At 71.8% G+C, this 15549-nt stretch carries 10 protein-coding genes; 4 read left to right on the top strand and 6 right to left on the bottom strand.

Annotated features, from left to right (window positions below; translation table 11 throughout):
• Positions 1-37 precede the first annotated feature (37 nt).
• The 3 genes from CKW28_RS06240 (at position 38) to CKW28_RS06230 (ending at position 3682) form a co-directional block, all read left to right on the top strand.
• On the top strand, positions 38-1402 hold the full coding sequence (locus CKW28_RS06240; RefSeq protein WP_003927923.1) for a zinc-dependent metalloprotease: 1365 nt from the start codon (positions 38-40) through the stop codon (positions 1400-1402).
• A 72-nt stretch (positions 1403-1474) separates the two neighbouring features.
• Positions 1475-2305 carry a hypothetical protein gene (locus CKW28_RS06235; RefSeq protein ID WP_003927924.1) on the top strand — a complete coding sequence of 277 codons (831 nt, stop codon included), beginning with the start codon at positions 1475-1477 and terminating at the stop codon, positions 2303-2305.
• Positions 2306-2347: 42 nt separating this feature from the next.
• On the top strand, positions 2348-3682 hold the full coding sequence (locus tag CKW28_RS06230) for a macrolide-binding ATPase MABP-1 (protein ID WP_040548588.1): 1335 nt from the start codon (positions 2348-2350) through the stop codon (positions 3680-3682).
• 16 nt (positions 3683-3698) lie between these two features.
• Here CKW28_RS06230 and CKW28_RS06225 read toward each other — a convergent pair whose 3' ends face one another.
• Both CKW28_RS06225 and CKW28_RS06220 read right to left on the bottom strand, forming a co-directional pair.
• On the bottom strand, positions 3699-3935 hold the full coding sequence (locus tag CKW28_RS06225; protein ID WP_081475623.1) for a WhiB family transcriptional regulator: 237 nt from the start codon (positions 3933-3935) through the stop codon (positions 3699-3701).
• A 541-nt stretch (positions 3936-4476) separates the two neighbouring features.
• Complete coding sequence (locus CKW28_RS06220) at positions 4477-6621, bottom strand: ATP-dependent DNA helicase UvrD2 (RefSeq protein ID WP_040548590.1); 2145 nt, start codon at positions 6619-6621, stop codon at positions 4477-4479.
• A gap of 71 nt (positions 6622-6692) precedes the next feature.
• Between CKW28_RS06220 and CKW28_RS06215 the strand changes: the two genes are divergently transcribed.
• Positions 6693-6944: a mycoredoxin gene (locus CKW28_RS06215; RefSeq protein ID WP_040548593.1), complete on the top strand. Its 252-nt coding sequence runs from the start codon at positions 6693-6695 to the stop codon at positions 6942-6944.
• A gap of 23 nt (positions 6945-6967) precedes the next feature.
• Here CKW28_RS06215 and nudC read toward each other — a convergent pair whose 3' ends face one another.
• The 4 genes from nudC to CKW28_RS06195 all read right to left on the bottom strand — a co-directional run bounded on the left by nudC (position 6968) and on the right by CKW28_RS06195 (position 15541).
• Positions 6968-7900, bottom strand: a complete 933-nt coding sequence (gene nudC, locus CKW28_RS06210) for an NAD(+) diphosphatase (RefSeq protein WP_040548596.1) — start codon at positions 7898-7900, stop codon at positions 6968-6970.
• Positions 7897-8976 (bottom strand): potassium channel family protein, encoded by a 1080-nt coding sequence (locus tag CKW28_RS06205; RefSeq protein ID WP_040548599.1) that lies wholly within the window; start codon positions 8974-8976, stop codon positions 7897-7899. The genes nudC and CKW28_RS06205 overlap by 4 nt, the downstream gene beginning before the upstream one ends.
• A 107-nt stretch (positions 8977-9083) precedes the next feature.
• Entirely contained in the window at positions 9084-12419 is a 3336-nt protein-coding gene (locus tag CKW28_RS06200; protein ID WP_435405808.1) for an ATP-dependent helicase, read from the bottom strand.
• Positions 12350-15541, bottom strand: a complete 3192-nt coding sequence (locus tag CKW28_RS06195) for an ATP-dependent helicase (RefSeq protein ID WP_040548602.1) — start codon at positions 15539-15541, stop codon at positions 12350-12352. The genes CKW28_RS06200 and CKW28_RS06195 overlap by 70 nt, the downstream gene beginning before the upstream one ends.
• Positions 15542-15549 lie beyond the last annotated feature (8 nt).

Below are 15549 nucleotides of genomic sequence, written 5' to 3'. Positions count from 1 at the left end.
ACCACCGCCCCGCGCCGGCGGTGAGTACCGTTGAGGTATGGCTGACCTGCCTTTTGGCTTCTCCCCCGGAGACGATCCCGATCGCGACAAGGGCAAGCGGGACCCGGGCTCGGGCTCGGGCCCGTCGGGATCCGACCCGTTCGGCGGTGCCGGGTTCGACCTGGGCGACCTCGGGCAGATCTTCACCCGGCTCGGGGAGATGTTCAGCGGCGCAGGCAATGTGATGGCGGGCGGGGCGCAGTCCGGGCCGGTCAACTACGACCTGGCCCGCCAGCTCGCCTCCTCGTCGATCGGCTTCGTGGCACCGGTCCCGGACACGACCCGCTCGGCGATCGCCGACGCGGTGCACCTCGCCGAGACCTGGCTGGACGGGGCGACCGCGATACCGGCGGGCACCACCCGCACGGTGGCGTGGACCCCCACCGACTGGATCGACAACACCCTCGACACCTGGAAGCGGTTGTGCGATCCGGTGGCCGAGCAGGTGTCGGCGGTGTGGACGGCGGCGCTGCCGGAGGAGGCGCGGGCCATGGCCGGTCCGCTGCTGGCGATGATGACCCAGATGGGCGGCATGGCATTCGGCAGCCAGCTCGGTCAGGCGCTCGGCAAACTGTCCAGGGAAGTGCTGACCTCCACCGACATCGGGTTGCCGCTGGGCCCCAAGGGCGTCGCCGCCCTGCTGCCGTCGAACATCGAGACGTTCTCGGAGGGGCTGGAACACCCCCGCAGCGAAGTGCTGACCTTCCTGGCCGCCCGCGAGGCCGCGCACCACCGGCTGTTCAGCCATGTGCCGTGGTTGTCGAGCCAGCTGCTCAACGCGGTGGAGGCGTTCGCGCGCGGCATCAAGATCGACATGACCGGTATCGAGGAGCTGGCCGCGGGCTTCAGCCCGACGTCGCTCAACGACCCGAGCGCCATGGAGGAACTGCTCAACCAGGGCATCTTCGAACCCAAGTCGACTCCGGAACAGGAGGCGGCCCTGGAACGGCTGGAGACGCTGCTTGCGCTCATCGAGGGGTGGGTGCAGACGGTGGTCACCGCCGCACTGGGCGATCGGATCCCCGCCACCTCGGCGCTGTCGGAGTTGCTGCGCCGGCGCCGCGCGACCGGCGGTCCGGCCGAACAGACCTTCGCCACGCTGGTGGGTCTGGAGTTGCGGCCCCGCAAGATGCGGGAGGCCGCCGCGCTGTGGGAACGGCTGACCGAGGCGGTCGGCGCCGACGCGCGCGACGGTGTGTGGCAGCACCCGGACCTGCTGCCCGATGCGGCCGACCTGGACGAGCCGGCCGGCTTCATCGACCGGATGATCGGCGGCGACACCAGCGGCATCGATGAGGCCCTCGCCGATCTGGGGAAAGAGACCGATCCGGAGAAGGCCCCCGGCGAGGACGACACCGACTGATCGTTCGACGCAGGCGTCAATAAACTGTGGATAACCGGCGGCGCCCGGCGCCCGCCGTGGCACAGTCGGTCCATGACGCGATACCTGCTCGACGCGGCGCTGCCGGTGTTGTTGCGGCCCGACGGCCGCGTCCAGATCGGCTGGCATCCGCAGCGGGCCGTCCAGATCCGGCCGCCGGCCGGGCTCACCGCCCCCGGGCTGCGCGACCTGCTGCTGACCCTGCAGACCGGCGCCACCCTCGACGAGCTGACCGATGCGGCCGCCCGGAGCGGCGCCGACGAACCGTTGCATGATCTGCTCGCCGCCCTGCTTCGCGCCGGCCTGGTCCGGCGGACCGGGCGGCGCCCCGGCCGCGCGGCGTCGATCCGCATCCACGGCCGCGGACCGCTGTCGGATCTGCTAGCCGGCTCGCTGCGCTGCACCGGGAACCGTGTTCAGCACAGCACCCGCAGCCACGCCGCCGCCCCGGCGGGCACCGACCTGGTGGTGCTGGCCGACGACCTCATCGCCGAACCGCGGGTGGTGCGCGAACTGCACGCCGCGCAGATCCCGCACCTGCCGGTGCGGGTGCGCGATCACACCGGGCTGATCGGCCCCCTGGTGATCCCCGGCGTCACCAGTTGTCTGGGCTGCGGCGATCTGCACCGCACCGACCGCGATGCGGCGTGGCCCGTGGTCGCCGCACAGTTGCGCGGCACCGTCGGCGCCGCCGACCGGGCCACCGTGCTGGCCACCGCGGCGCTGGCACTCGAACAGGTCAACCGGGTCGTCCGGGCAGTCCTCGGTGACGATCCGGCGCACAGCACCCCGCCGCCCACCCTGGACACCACGCTGGAGTTCGATGTCCGGGTCCACTCCATCGTGATGCGCCGCTGGTCGCGGCACCCGGCATGTTCGTGTTGACATCACCCGTTGCCAGTTCGTTGCCGACTTTTCGACGGCGTCGTGGATGATGGTGTCGTGGCTGACATCAAGCGCGGGCGCGTGTCCCGCAACGCGAAGCTGGCCGGTTTGGGCGCCGGCTTGGCCGGCCGGGCGGCGCTCGGCCTCGGCAAACGGCTGACCGGGAAGTCGAAGGACGAGGTCAACGCCGAGCTGATGGACAAGGCGGCCCAGCAGCTGTTCCAGGTGCTCGGTGAACTCAAGGGCGGCGCGATGAAGGTCGGCCAGGCGTTGTCGGTGATGGAGGCCGCCGTCCCCGAACAGTACGGCAAGCCGTATCGGGAGGCGCTGACCAAGCTGCAGAAGGATGCCCCGCCGCTGCCGGCCTCGCGGGTGCACCGGGTGCTCGACCAGCAGCTCGGCACCAGGTGGCGGGACCGGTTCCGGTCCTTCGACGACCGCCCGGTCGCGTCGGCCAGCATCGGTCAGGTGCACAAGGCGATCTGGTCCGACGGCCGCGAGGTCGCGGTCAAGATCCAGTACCCGGGTGCCGACGAGGCGCTGCGGGCGGACCTGAAGACGATGCAGCGGATGGTCGGGATCCTCAAACAACTCTCGCCGGGCGCCGATGTCGAGGGTGTCGTCGAGGAGCTCATCGAACGCACCGAGATGGAACTGGACTACCGGCTGGAGGCCGACCACCAGCGCGCCTTCGCCAAGGCCTACCGGGACCATCCGCACTTCGCCGTGCCGCAGGTGATCGCCAGCGCCCCCAAGGTGGTGATCGCCGAGTGGATCGACGGCATCCCGATGTCGCAGATCATCCGCGACGGCACGCAGGAGCAGCGGGATGTGATGGCGACCCGGCTGACCGAGCTGACCTATGACGCGCCGAGCCGGCTGGAGATGATGCACGGCGACGCACATCCGGGCAACTTCATGCTGCTGTCCGACGGCCGGATGGGCGTCATCGACTTCGGTGCGGTGGCGCCGCTGCCCGGCGGCTTCCCGATCGAGCTCGGCCTGATGCTGCGCTACGCGCTGGAGAAGGATTACGACAACCTGATCGCCACCATGGAGAAGGCCGGGTTCATCCAGCCCGGCGGCGAGGTGTCGATCCGGGAGATCGACGAGATGCTGCGGCAGTACGTCGAACCGGTGGAGGTCGACGTGTTCCACTTCAACCGCAAGTGGCTGCAGCGTCTCACCGCCGTGGACATGGACCGCTCGGTCGCGCAGATCAAGACCGCACGGCAGATGGATCTGCCCCGCCACCTGGCGATCCCGATGCGGGTGATCGCCTCGGTGGTCGCCATCTCCTGTCAGCTGGATGCCCGAGTCCCGGTCAAAGCCCTTGCGCTGGAGATGATTCCGGGGTTCGCGGTGGAAGCGGCCTGACCGGCCGCCGCGTTCGTCACGCGGCGGCCGGATCGCTGTTCTTCCGCGGCCGGCCACGTGGCCGTTTGCGCGCCACGATCGATCCGCGGTCGAAGATCTCACCACCCCAGACGCCCCACGGCTCCTGCCGCTCCAGCGCGGCGGCCAGGCACTGACGCCGCACCGGGCAGGGCGCGCACAGCGCCTTGGCCCGTTCGAGGTCGGCGGGATCGTCGGCGAACCACAGATCGGGATCGCCGGTACGGCACGGCATCAGCACGTGGCGGGCCAGCCGTTGGGGTTGTTCGCTTCGGCATGTCAGTGCAGACACGTCGTATCCCTGCTTCCTGGTCGATGTTTCGGCGGCGGTCGTTCGAAACGGATCTGTGACCAGGTATTCGCTTGGGGGCGAAAACAAATCGGCCACGGATCCGGTGACTGCGGTCCGTGGCCAGATGGCGTTTCTTCGGGCGGCTACATGGCGCCTCGATTCACGGACCCGACAGTCGGGGCGGCAGCTCGGCGAATGCGGTGCGGCGACACCACGGCGGCCGGCTCGGCGGCGAGGGCTGCGGCGGCAGGGTTCATCGGCGCCACGGAGGCTGAGCCGACAGAACCTGCCACGGAGGCTGAGCCGACAGAACCTGCCACGGAGGCTGAGCCGACAGAACCGGGCACGGAGGCTGAGCCGACAAACCCGGGCACGGAGGTGCCTACACCGGTGCGCGCGATGCTGCTCAACATGCCGCCGGCCCTCCTCTCATGACGTGCTCAAAAGAGGCTAAAGGCTCGCGCCGTCTCGCACAACCGATTTTCTACCTGCGGTTTTTCACCATGGCCAGGACGTCGGGACCGAACTGTTCCAGCTTTCGCGCGCCGATACCCGGTATCGCCACCAGCGCCGCGTCGTCGGTGGGCAGCATCTCGGCGATCGCGATCAGGGTGTTGTCGGTGAACACCACGTAAGCCGGCACACTCATCTCCTTGGCCGTCCGCGACCGCCATTCCTTCAACTCGGCGAGCAGTTCCTCGTCGATGTCGGCGGGGCACGACTCGCACCGTCGCAGCATGATCGCCGGCGGTGCGGTGAGGACGGCGTTGCAGATGCGGCAGCGCGGGGTGGCGCCGCGCTGCCGGCGCGGCCGAGTCGGGCCGGACCGGTCGCCGGCCGACCCGACGTTCGGGGCGATTCCGTTGAGGAAGCGCGACGGCCGCCGGCCCTGCCGCCCGCCGGGCGCCCGGGCCAGCGCCCAGCTCAGCGCCAGATGCACTCGGGCACGGGTGATCCCGACGTAGAGCAGCCGTCGCTCCTCCTCCACCGGTTCGCTCTCGGGCCCATGTGCCAACGCGTGCGAGATGGGCAGGGTGCCGTCGGCAAGCCCCACCAGGAACACCGCATCCCATTCCAGGCCCTTCGCGGCGTGCAGCGACGCCAGCGTCACGCCCTGCACGACCGGTGGGTGACGGGCGTCGGCGCGGCGGCGCAGTTCGTTCAGCAGGCCCGGCAGTGTCAGACCCGGTTGGGTGGCCACCTCCTCGTCGACCAGATCGGCCAGCGCCGCCAGCGCCTCCCAGCGTTCCCGGGCCCGGGTGCCCGCGGGCGGTTCGGCGGTCAGGCCCAGCGGTTCCAGCAGACCCCGGACCGCGGCGGCGAGTTCGGCCCCGGCCGGTGTCTCGACGGCTCCGGTCCCGGCGCGTTCCGCGGCCCGTTGCAGCACCAGCAGCGCCTGCCGGATCTCCTGGCGGCTGAAGAAACCCTCGCCGCCGCGCACCTGGAATGCGATGCCGGCCTCGGTCAGCGCCTCCTCATAGACCTCCGACTGCGCATTGATCCGGTAGAGCACCGCGATCTCCGCCGGCGCGACGCCGGATTCGATGAGCCGGGCGATGTTCTTGGCCACTGCGGTGGCTTCGGCGACCTCGTCGGGATACTCGGAGAACGTCGGCTGGGGCCCGGGCGGGCGCTGACCGACCAGGTGCAGCTTGCTGCCGGCCATCCGGCCCCGCGCGGTGGCGATGACCCGGTTGGCCAACGACACCACCTGGGGTGTGGACCGGTAGTCGCGTTCCAGCCGTACCACGGTCGCATCGGGGAACCGCCGGGAGAAGTCGAGCAGGTACTGCGGGGTGGCCCCGGTGAACGAGTAGATGGTCTGGTTGGCGTCGCCGACCACGGTGAGGTCGTCGCGCTCCCCCAGCCAGGCGTTGAGCACCCGCTGCTGCAGCGGTGTGACGTCCTGATATTCGTCGACGACGAAACAGCGGTAGCGGTCCCGGAACTCCTGGGCGACCGCGGGTTCGTTCTCTATCGCCGCCGCGGTGTGCAACAGCAGATCGTCGAAATCCAGCAGCACCGTCTCCTGGCGGGCCTTCAGCGCCTCGTAACCGGCGTACGCGGCGGCGACCTTGGCGGCATCGAACGGGATGTCCCGACCGGCCTCGGCGACCGCCTTCGGATAGTCCTCGGGGGTGATGAGCGAGGCCTTGGCCCACTCGATCTCCCCGGCCAGGTCGCGGACGTCGTCGGTACCGGTCGGCAACCCGCACCGGTTGGCCGCCGATGCGACCACCGAGAACTTACTGTCCAGCAGCTGCCAGGGCGCGTCGCCGACCACCTGTGGCCAGAAGTACCGCAGTTGCCGGCGGGCCGCGGCGTGGAACGTCATCGCCTGCACCGCGCCGGTTCCCACGCCGTCGTCGAGCGCCCGCAGCCGGCCCCGCATCTCGCCGGCGGCGCGCTGGGTGAAGGTGACGGCAAGCACCTGGCTGGGGGCGACGTGCCCGGCGGCGACCAGATAGGCGATGCGCCGGGTGATGGTGCGGGTCTTACCGGTGCCGGCCCCGGCGAGCACACACACCGGCCCGCGGGGTGCCGTCACGGCCTCGCGCTGTTCGTCGTCGAGATCGTCGAGCAGGCGTGCACGCAACGATGAAGCCTCTGCCGGCATGGCCACCATCATGGCAGCGGCCAGGGACAGTCCGGCCCCGGCCGGCCGGGCATCTTCTGCCGATGCGATACGTTGAACGGGCTATGAGTGCTGATGCTGGCGAGTTGATCATGTACACCACCACCTGGTGCGGCTACTGCAAGCGGCTGCAGACCGCGCTGAAGGCCGAGGGCATCCCCTACACCGAGGTGAACATCGAGGAGGATCCGGCGGCGGCCCAGTTCGTGGAGTCGGTGAACAACGGCAACCAGACGGTGCCGACGGTGAAGTTTCCGGACGGCTCGGCGCTGACCAACCCCAGCATCAAGGAAGTCAAGGCCAAGCTCGCGGGCTGATCAGGCACAGCCAAGCTCGCGGGCTAGTCGAGTTCCGCCCAGGATTCGATGATCTCCCGGGCGATCGAGATCGATCCCGGCAGCAGCAGCCGCGACGACGAGTCACTACTCCAGTCCCCCGCCGCCAGGGCTTCCCGTACCTCGTCGCGGGTGAACCAGGCGGCCTCGACGATCTCGCCGTCGTTGAAGGAGAACGGCTGATCGGGATCCCCGACCGCGTGGAAGCCCACCATCAGCGACCGTGGGAACGGCCACGGCTGGCTGCCGAGGTACTCGACGTCGGTCACGGTGAGCCCGAGCTCCTCGGCGATCTCGCGCACCACGCACGACTCGAACGATTCGCCGGCCTCGACGAATCCGGCGACCAACGAGAAGAACCGCTCCGGCCAGAGCCGTTGACGGGCCAGCACGCAGCGGTCGTGCCCGTCGTGCACCAGGCAGATCACCGCCGGGTCGATACGCGGGAATTCCTCGTGCCCGTTGACCAGGTTCACCCGGGACCAGCCGCCGTTGACCGGTTTGGTCGGGGCGCCGTCGATCGCGCTGAACTTGGCGTTGTCATGCCAGTTCAGCAGCGCGGTCGCGGTGGCCACCAGCTGGGCGCTGACGTCGTCGAAGATGTGCCCGGTGCGGCGCAGGTCGAGCACCGTCGCGTCGGGGCGGTCGGCGGGCGGCTCCAGCGCTGCGCGCACCGCCCACACGTGCCGCCCGTCCCCCAGCCGCCCGAGGAACACCGCGTCCTCCGGCGGTTTGTCGCCGATCTCGGTGGCCTTGTTCAGCACCACCTGCCCGTCGGCGATCAGCACCTGATTGCGGCGGTCCACCCGCAGCAGCAGCGCGTCCCGCCAGCCGGCGGTGGCCGCCTCGACGTCGGTGCGCAGCACGTCGGCGCGGTCCGCGCCGACGCGTGAGAGCAGCGGTGTGTTCCGCAACCGGAACGGGGTCCTGCGAGTCATCGATCACCGTCCGAGATGCGGATGTAGAGCAGTCGGTCACCGGCCTCGACCGCGTCGACCTCGGGTTCGTCGACCCGGTACAGGTGGCCGTCCCGCACCACCCCCAACACGATGTCCTGCAGATGGCGCGGTGAGCCGCCCACCTCCTTCGGGGTGACCTCGCGTTCGGCGATGGAGAAGCCGGCGTCCGGGGTGAGCAGGTCCTCGATGATCGCCACCACGCTGGGGGTCTGGGTGGCCACACCCAGCAGCCGCCCCGCGGTCTCCGAGGACACCACGGTGGAGTCGGCGCCGGACTGTTTGAGCAGATGCTGATTGTCCGATTCCCGGGCCGCCGCGATGATCTTGGCGTTGGGCGCCAGCTCGCGGGCGGTCAAGGTGACCAGCACCGCGCTGGCGTCGTTGTCGGTGGCCACGATGATCGATTTGGCGTGCTGGACGCTGGCCAGCCGCAGCACCTCGGCCTTGGTGGCGTCGCCGTGCACGGTGACCAGGCCGGCTGCCCGCGCCCGTTCCAGTGCGGTCGGATCGTCGTCGACGACGACGATGTCGGCCGGCGCCACCTCGTCCTCGACCATCGCGGCGACGGCCGTCTTCCCCTTGGTGCCGTAACCGATGACGACGGTGTGGTTTCGCACTCTGCTCCTCCAGCGCTGGATCTTCAGGGCGGCCCGCGACTGGCTGGTCAGCGTTTCCACGGTGGTGCCGATCAGCACGATCAGGAACGCGACCCGCAGTGGCGTGATCACCAGCACGTTGATCAGCCGGGCTTCCGGGGTGACCGGCGTGATGTCGCCGTACCCGGTGGTCGACAGGGACACCGTCGCGTAGTACAGGCAGTCCAGGAAAGACAGTTCGTTGCCCTGCACGTCGCGGTAGCCGTCGCGGTCCAGGTAGACGATGACCACCGCCGCCATCAGCGCCAGCGTCGCATAGATGATGCGGCGCACGATGCGCTGGGTGGGGCTGACGAACGGCTCCGGGATCCGCAGGATGTCCACGAGCCGCGCCTCGGGCTGGGAAGTCAGATCCTGTTCGATCGCGGCGAGCCGACGCCGCAACCTACCTTTGGTCATGGGAACTCACGCGTATCCCGGGGGTGCGCACGCCACAATGTAATCATGGCCGGTCCGGCACCCGAATCCCAGCGAACACCTGCGCCCGCGCCCGGGAGCGGTCGGGTTCACCGGGTGCGCTGATCGGCATCTGCGAGCAGCGCGGCCAGATCGTCCGCGGTCGGCAGCGGATCGGGTTGCACGGTCTGACCGGAGCGGACGTAGTGGAACGCCGCGCGCACCGATTCGACGGGCAGCCCGCGCATCGCCGCCCACGCGATCCGGTACACCCCGAGCTGAATCGCCGCCTGCCGCATCTCGTCCTCGGTGCGCGGCGGCTCCCCGGTCTTCCAGTCCACCACGGTCGCCCCGCCGTCGTCGTCGGCGAACACCGCGTCGATGCGACCCCGCACCACGGTGTCGCCGATGAGCATGTCGAACGGCACCTCCACCTCGGTCGGGGTGCGCGCCGCCCACGGCGAGGTCATGAACGCGTTCTGCAGGTCGGCCAGCCCGGCGGCGTCCGCCGCGGCGGGTTCGACGTCCACCGCACCGGGCAGATCGTCGAGGTCGAACAGGCCGTCGGTGTGGAAGTACCGCTGCACCCACTCGTGGAATGCCGTACCGAGCAGGGTGTTGCGATCCGGGCGCGCCGGCAGCCGCCGGTGTATCAGCGCTGTCGCCGCCGGGTCGCGGCCGAGCTCGACCAGCGAGCTGACCGACAGCTGGGCCGGCAGCGGCGCCGGTTCGGGTCGCGCCGCCCGGTCCCGTTCGGCCAGCAGGGCGTCCACGTCGGCGGCCCAGCCCTCCGGATCCAGACCGCCGGTGACCTCGCCGGCCATCGCCGCGGTGACCAACGCCGCGCCGGCGGCGGTGTGGCCGACGGCGCGGCTTTCCGGAGGGGCCGGCCACAGCACTTCGAACGCCTTGTCACGCAGGGGGTTCGGCGTGCCGTCCGGCGGTTCCGGCGCCCACAGGTCGATGGTTCCGCACGGATCGCCGGCTTCGGCCGACCGATCGATGACGTCCTTGATCTCCAGGAGGAACTCGGACGGCCCGCGGGGTTTCGATTCCGTTGCCCCCCAATGGTGTCCGGAGACGAGCAGCGTGTCCTCGGCGCGGGTGACGGCCACGTACAGCAGCCGACGCTCCTCGTCGGTGCGGCGTTGCGCCAACCGGTTCTTGTGCTCGGCGATCTTGTCGCTGAGGGCTTTCCGGTCGTTGACGTCGGCGGTGTCGAGCACCGGCACTCCGTGCTCGGAGGTGGTGGCGCGGTCACCACGCAGCAGTGGCGGCAACTCCCCCGCGTCGGTGAGCCAGGTGCGCGGGGATGCGGTGGACGGAAACACCCGACGGCTCAGGTGCGGTACCGCGACCACCTCCCACTCCAAGCCCTTGGCGGCGTGCACGGTGAGGATCTGCACCCGGTCCGTGGCGACCGTGACGTCCGCCGGCGCCAGACCGTTCTCCACCTCCATCGCGGCGCTGAGATAGCCCAGCAGCGCCGGCACCGTCGCGTTGGGCCGGACGGCGAACTCGGCGACCACGTCGGCGAACGCGTCGAGGTTCTCGGTGCCCGCCCAGCCCGCGGCCACCGGTTGGCCGGCCCGCGCCTCGGCGTCCACCCCGAGTATCCGGCGGATCTCGGCGATGAGATCGGGCAGCGGATGGTGCAGGTGCGCGCGCAGCGCGGTCAGCTCCTGCGCCAGTGCGGTGATGCGCCGGTACCCCTCCTCCGAGTAGGCAGCGGCATCACCGGGATCGCAGATGGCGTCGGCCAGGCACGGTTCGTCGGCGTCCGGCCCGATGCCCGCGAGGATCTGCTCGACACCGTCGGTGTCGGGGCGAGCCCCCGGGGGCTCGACGGTGCCCAGCTCGACGGCGCGCCGCCACAGGGCGGTGAGGTCGCGGGCACCGAGTCGCCAACGCGGCCCGGTCAGGATGCGCACCGCGGCGCTGCCCGCGGTCGGGTCGGCGGCCAGCCGCAGCATCGCCACGACGTCGGCGACCTCGGGTACCGCCAGCAGGCCGGCCAGGCCGACCACTTCGACCGGCACACCCCGGGCGGTGAGCGCCTGCGCCATCGGCGCGGCATCGGCGTTGCGGCGCACCAACACCGCGGCCGTCGGCGGGGTGTCCCCGGCGTCGCGGGCGTGCCGGTACAGTGCGGCGAGCTGCTCGGCGACCCACTCCCGTTCGGACTGCACGTCATCGAGCAGCGCACACCGGATGGTGCCCGGTTCGGCGTCCGGCCGGGGCCGCAGCGCCCGCACCGCCACCGAGCGGCGCCGCGCCTCGGCGGAGATCGCGTTCGCCAGGTGCAGGGTGCGCGGCGGGTTCCGCCAGCTGGTGCGCAGTTCCAGGGTGGGCGCCGGGCTTCCGTCGGAGTGCGGGAAGTCGGTGGCGAACCGCGGCAGGTTGGTCGCCGACGCGCCGCGCCAGCCGTAGATGGACTGGATCGGATCCCCGACCGCGGTCAGCGCGAGGTCGTCGTCGACACCGCCGCCGAACAACGCCGACAGCGCGATCCGCTGGGCATGGCCGGTGTCCTGGTATTCGTCGAGCAGCACCACCCGGAACCGCTGCCGCAGCGCGGCGCCGACCTGCGGGTGCTCGGAGGCCAGCCGGGCCGCGGCGGCCATCTGCATGCCGAAGTCCATCACCTTCTCGGCGCGCATCCGGCGGTGTACCGCGTCGATGAGCGGTACCAGCGCGGCGCGTTCGGTCTGGGTGGCCAACATGTTCAGCAGCCACTGGCTCGGGCCGCGGTCGCGCTGGTACGGGCCGGCCGGCAGGGTGTGCACCAGCCGTTCCAGTTCGACGTGGGTATCGCGGAGCTGATCGGTGTCCACCAGATGTTCGGCGAGCTGACCGGCCAGCCGCAGCACCATGGCGGTGATCGCCGCGGGGGTCTTGTCGGTGTCCAGCGGGCCGGGATGCTCGCACACCACCCGGTAGGCCAGTTGCCACAGTTCGGTCTCGCCGATCAGCCGGGTGTCGGGCTCGACCGGGAGCAGCAGCCCGTGCTCGCGCAGCAAGGTGCCGGCGAAGGCGTGGTAGGTGCTGACGGTCACCGACTCGGTGGTCCAGTCCGGGGCCGAGTTCGCCGGCACCAGGCCGGTGCCGGCCAGCCGCGCCAGCCGGCTCCGCACCCGGCGCAGCAGCTGGCCGGCGGCCTTGCGGGTGAAGGTCAGCCCCAGCACCTGATCGGGGCGGGCATAGCCGTTGGCGACCAGCCACACCACCCGGGCGGCCATCGTCTCGGTCTTGCCGGCGCCGGCGCCGGCGATCACCACCAGCGGGCCGGGCGGTGCGGCGATCACCGCCGCCTGTTCCTCGGTCGGCGGGAAGAGCCCGAGCGCCTCGGCGAGGTCGGCGGGGCTGTGACGCGCGGTCACGGCCGCTCCGATCCGGCCTGCGCGGCCTGCGCCGGACAACTGAACCGCACCGGGCAGTGGGCGCAGCCATCGTTGATGCGGGCCGCGAACCGCGGGCCCCGGGTGGCGTCGGCGGCCTGTGCGACGGTGTCGCGCCACCCGGCCGCGGTCTCGGGGGTCAGCGGATCCTGTTCGCGTTCGGTGGCCCCGCCGCCGGTGGGCCTGCCGAGGTAAACCAGACGGCCACCGCCGGGGATGTCGCCGGCGGGCAGCAGCCCGGCCGCGACGGCCAGCTGATACATCGCCAGCTGGGCGTGCCGCTGGGCGTCGTTCTTGGTCACCGGGCTCTTGCCGGTCTTGAGATCCACCACGACGAGACGGCCGTCGGCGTCACGTTCCAGGCGGTCCAGCCGGCCCCGCACCCTGATCTCGGGTGTGGTGTCGGCGCCGTCGACGAGCACCCCGTCGACGGCGATCTCGGCGGCCACCTCGGTGAGTTCCCGGCGGGTTCGCTCCCGCCACCGCATGAAGGTCTGCAGCATCGCCCGGTGCCGGGACAACTCGTTGTCGGCGTACCAGCGGGACTCGAACGGCAGCTGATCCCAGACCCGCTCGAGTTCGGCCAGCAGCTGCCCCTCGGTCCGGTACCGGCCGGCGGCGAGCGCGTGCACCAGCGAGCCGACCGTCGAGCGGACGTCGCGGCCGTCGGTGCCGCCGTGCCGTTCCAGCAGCCAGCGCAGTGGGCAGTCGACCAGGGTCTGCAGCGTCGACGGCGACAACGTCACCGACTGTCCGGGCCCGTCCCACAGCGGTTCTCCGGTGGACAGCGGTGTCATGGCGTACCACTGCGCCGGGTCGGCTCCCGGGACACCCGCCGCGGCCAGCCGGGCCAGCTGTGTCGCCGCACCGGCCCGGACCTCGTCGTCGACGGTGTCGGGCGCGGCGCACACCACCGAACGGAGCCGTCCGACCAGGGCGGCGGCCGTCAGCACCCGCGGCGCCGGCAGCGGTGCGGGCGTGGCCGCTTCGGGTTCGGTGGCCAGCGCGGCGAGTTCCGCGCAGAACGGCGACGGCAGCAGCGACTCGTCACCGTCGTCGCTGTCGACCGCGGTGACCAGCAGCCGCGACCGGGCCCGGCCCATGGCCGCGATCAGCAACCTCCGCTCCTCGGCCAGCAGCGGCGCCCGGCGCGACACGACCGGGTCGGAGCCGTCGGCGACCCCGTCGAGCACATCGACCAACTGCTGGGTGGCGAGCACCCCACCGCGCGGAACGGTGTTGGGCCACAACCCGTCCTGCAGTCCGGCGATCACCACCAGATCCCACTCGCGATCGAGCGCCGCGTGTGCGCTGAGCACCGCCACGGCATCCCGCCGGGCCGACTGATCCCGCGCCGGCGCCGCCGGCCCCAACGTGGTGAGGTGATCGATCAGTCCGCGCAACGTCGCCCCGGCGGTTCGGGCCACATACTGTTCGGCCGCGTCGAAAAACGCGGTCACGGCGTCGAGATCGCGGTCGGCCTGGACGCCGGCGACACCGCCGCGTTCACTCGCGGCCAGCCAGCGCCGCTGCAGCCCGGAGCGGTGCCACGCCTGCCAGAGCACCTCGCGCGGATCGCCGCCGTGGCGGTGGGCGCGTTCCGCGGCGGTCAGCACCGCGCGCACCCGCCGCAGCGGCCGCGCCTGCTCGGCCGAGACGCCCGGTTCCTCGGCCTGCAACGCCTCGACCAGCAGCTCGCCGACCTCGGCCCCGGACCGGTGCGGGTGGGCGCGGCGCAACGCCCGCCGCAGCTGACGCAGCGACACCGGGTCGACCCGCCCGATCGGCCCGGTGGCCAGGGCCAGTGCCTTGTCGGCGTCCAGGCCGTCACAGACTGCGGTCAGCACCGTCAACAGGGCCTGCACCGCCGGTTGATCGGCCAGCGCCAGCCCGGCGGCGGTGAGGTCGACCGGCACCCCGGCGGCGGTCAGGGCCCGCGCCAGCGGCGCACCGGTGCGCGGTACCGAACGGACGATGACCGCCATCTGCGACCAGGGCACCCCGTCGATCAGGTGGGCCCGGCGCAGCGTGTCGGTAATGAACGCCGATTCGGCGTGCGGGGACGCGGCGATGCGGACCGCGACGGTGCCGCCCTCACCGGTGCCGGTGAGGTGCCGCGGCCCGCCCGTTCCGGGCAGCCGCCGGGCGACACCGGTGATGGCGTCGGCGACGGCCGGTGCGCACCGGTGCGATTCGGTGAGCGTGAGCACGGCGGAGTCGTCGTCACCGCGCAGCAGCCGCGGATCGGCGCCGCGATAACCGAACACCGCCTGGTCGGGATCACCGGCGAGAACGGCCAGTTCGGCCGACTCGGCCAGCAGCCGCACCAACCGGGCGGCCTGCGGATCGAGGTGCTGGGCGTCGTCGACCAGCAACAGCCTGATCCGGGCGCGTTCGGCGGCCAGCAGCTCCGGATCGGCGCCGAACGCCTCCAGGGCGGCCCCGACCAGCTCGGCCGCGCCCAGCGCCGGTGCGGTGGCCTGCGGCGCCGCCATGCCGACCGCGGACCGCAGCAGCATCACCTGCTCGTACTGCTGGGCGAACCGGCCGGCGGCCGACCATTCGGGCCGGCCCAGCCGCCGGCCCAGGCGCTGCAACGCCAGCGGGTCCACCCCGCGTTCGGTGCAGCGGGCGAGCAGATCCCGCAACTCCTTGGCGAAACCGGCGGTGCTCAGCGCCGGACGCAGCGCCGCCGGCCACCGCACCGGCGAGGCCGCGCCGTCTTCGAGGTCACCGGCCAGCAGTTCGCGCACGATGGCGTCCTGTTCGGCGCTGGTGAGCAGCCGGGGCGGCGGGCCGCCGGTGCGTTGCGCGGCCAGCCGCAGCACCGCGAAGGCGTAGGAGTGCACCGTCCGCACCATCGGTTCACGGACCACCACGGCCCCGCGGCCCGTCGCCGCCCGCAGCAGCCGGGCGGTGACCGCGGCGCGCGCCTGCGCGCCCAGCCGCGCCGAACCGGTCAGCAGCAGCACGGATTCCGGGGCCGCCCCGGCGCGGATGTGTGCGGCGGCGGTCTCCACGAGCAGGGTGCTCTTGCCGGTGCCCGGCCCGCCGAGCACCCGCACCACCCCGGTGCGGCCGGGCGGGATCCCCGTGGATCCAGGCCGGGTGGATCCAGGCCGGGTCGACTCAGGGTGGGTCGGCGCGGTGTTCGTCGGCGGTGCGGTCATAGGGGCAT

Origin of the sequence: Mycolicibacterium thermoresistibile (genome assembly GCF_900187065.1) — a bacterium.
In the GTDB taxonomy this organism is placed as follows: Bacteria; Actinomycetota; Actinomycetes; order Mycobacteriales; family Mycobacteriaceae; genus Mycobacterium; species Mycobacterium thermoresistibile.
The sequence above is the reverse complement of the archived record's forward strand: the minus strand, read 5'-3'. Positions and strand labels throughout refer to the sequence as shown.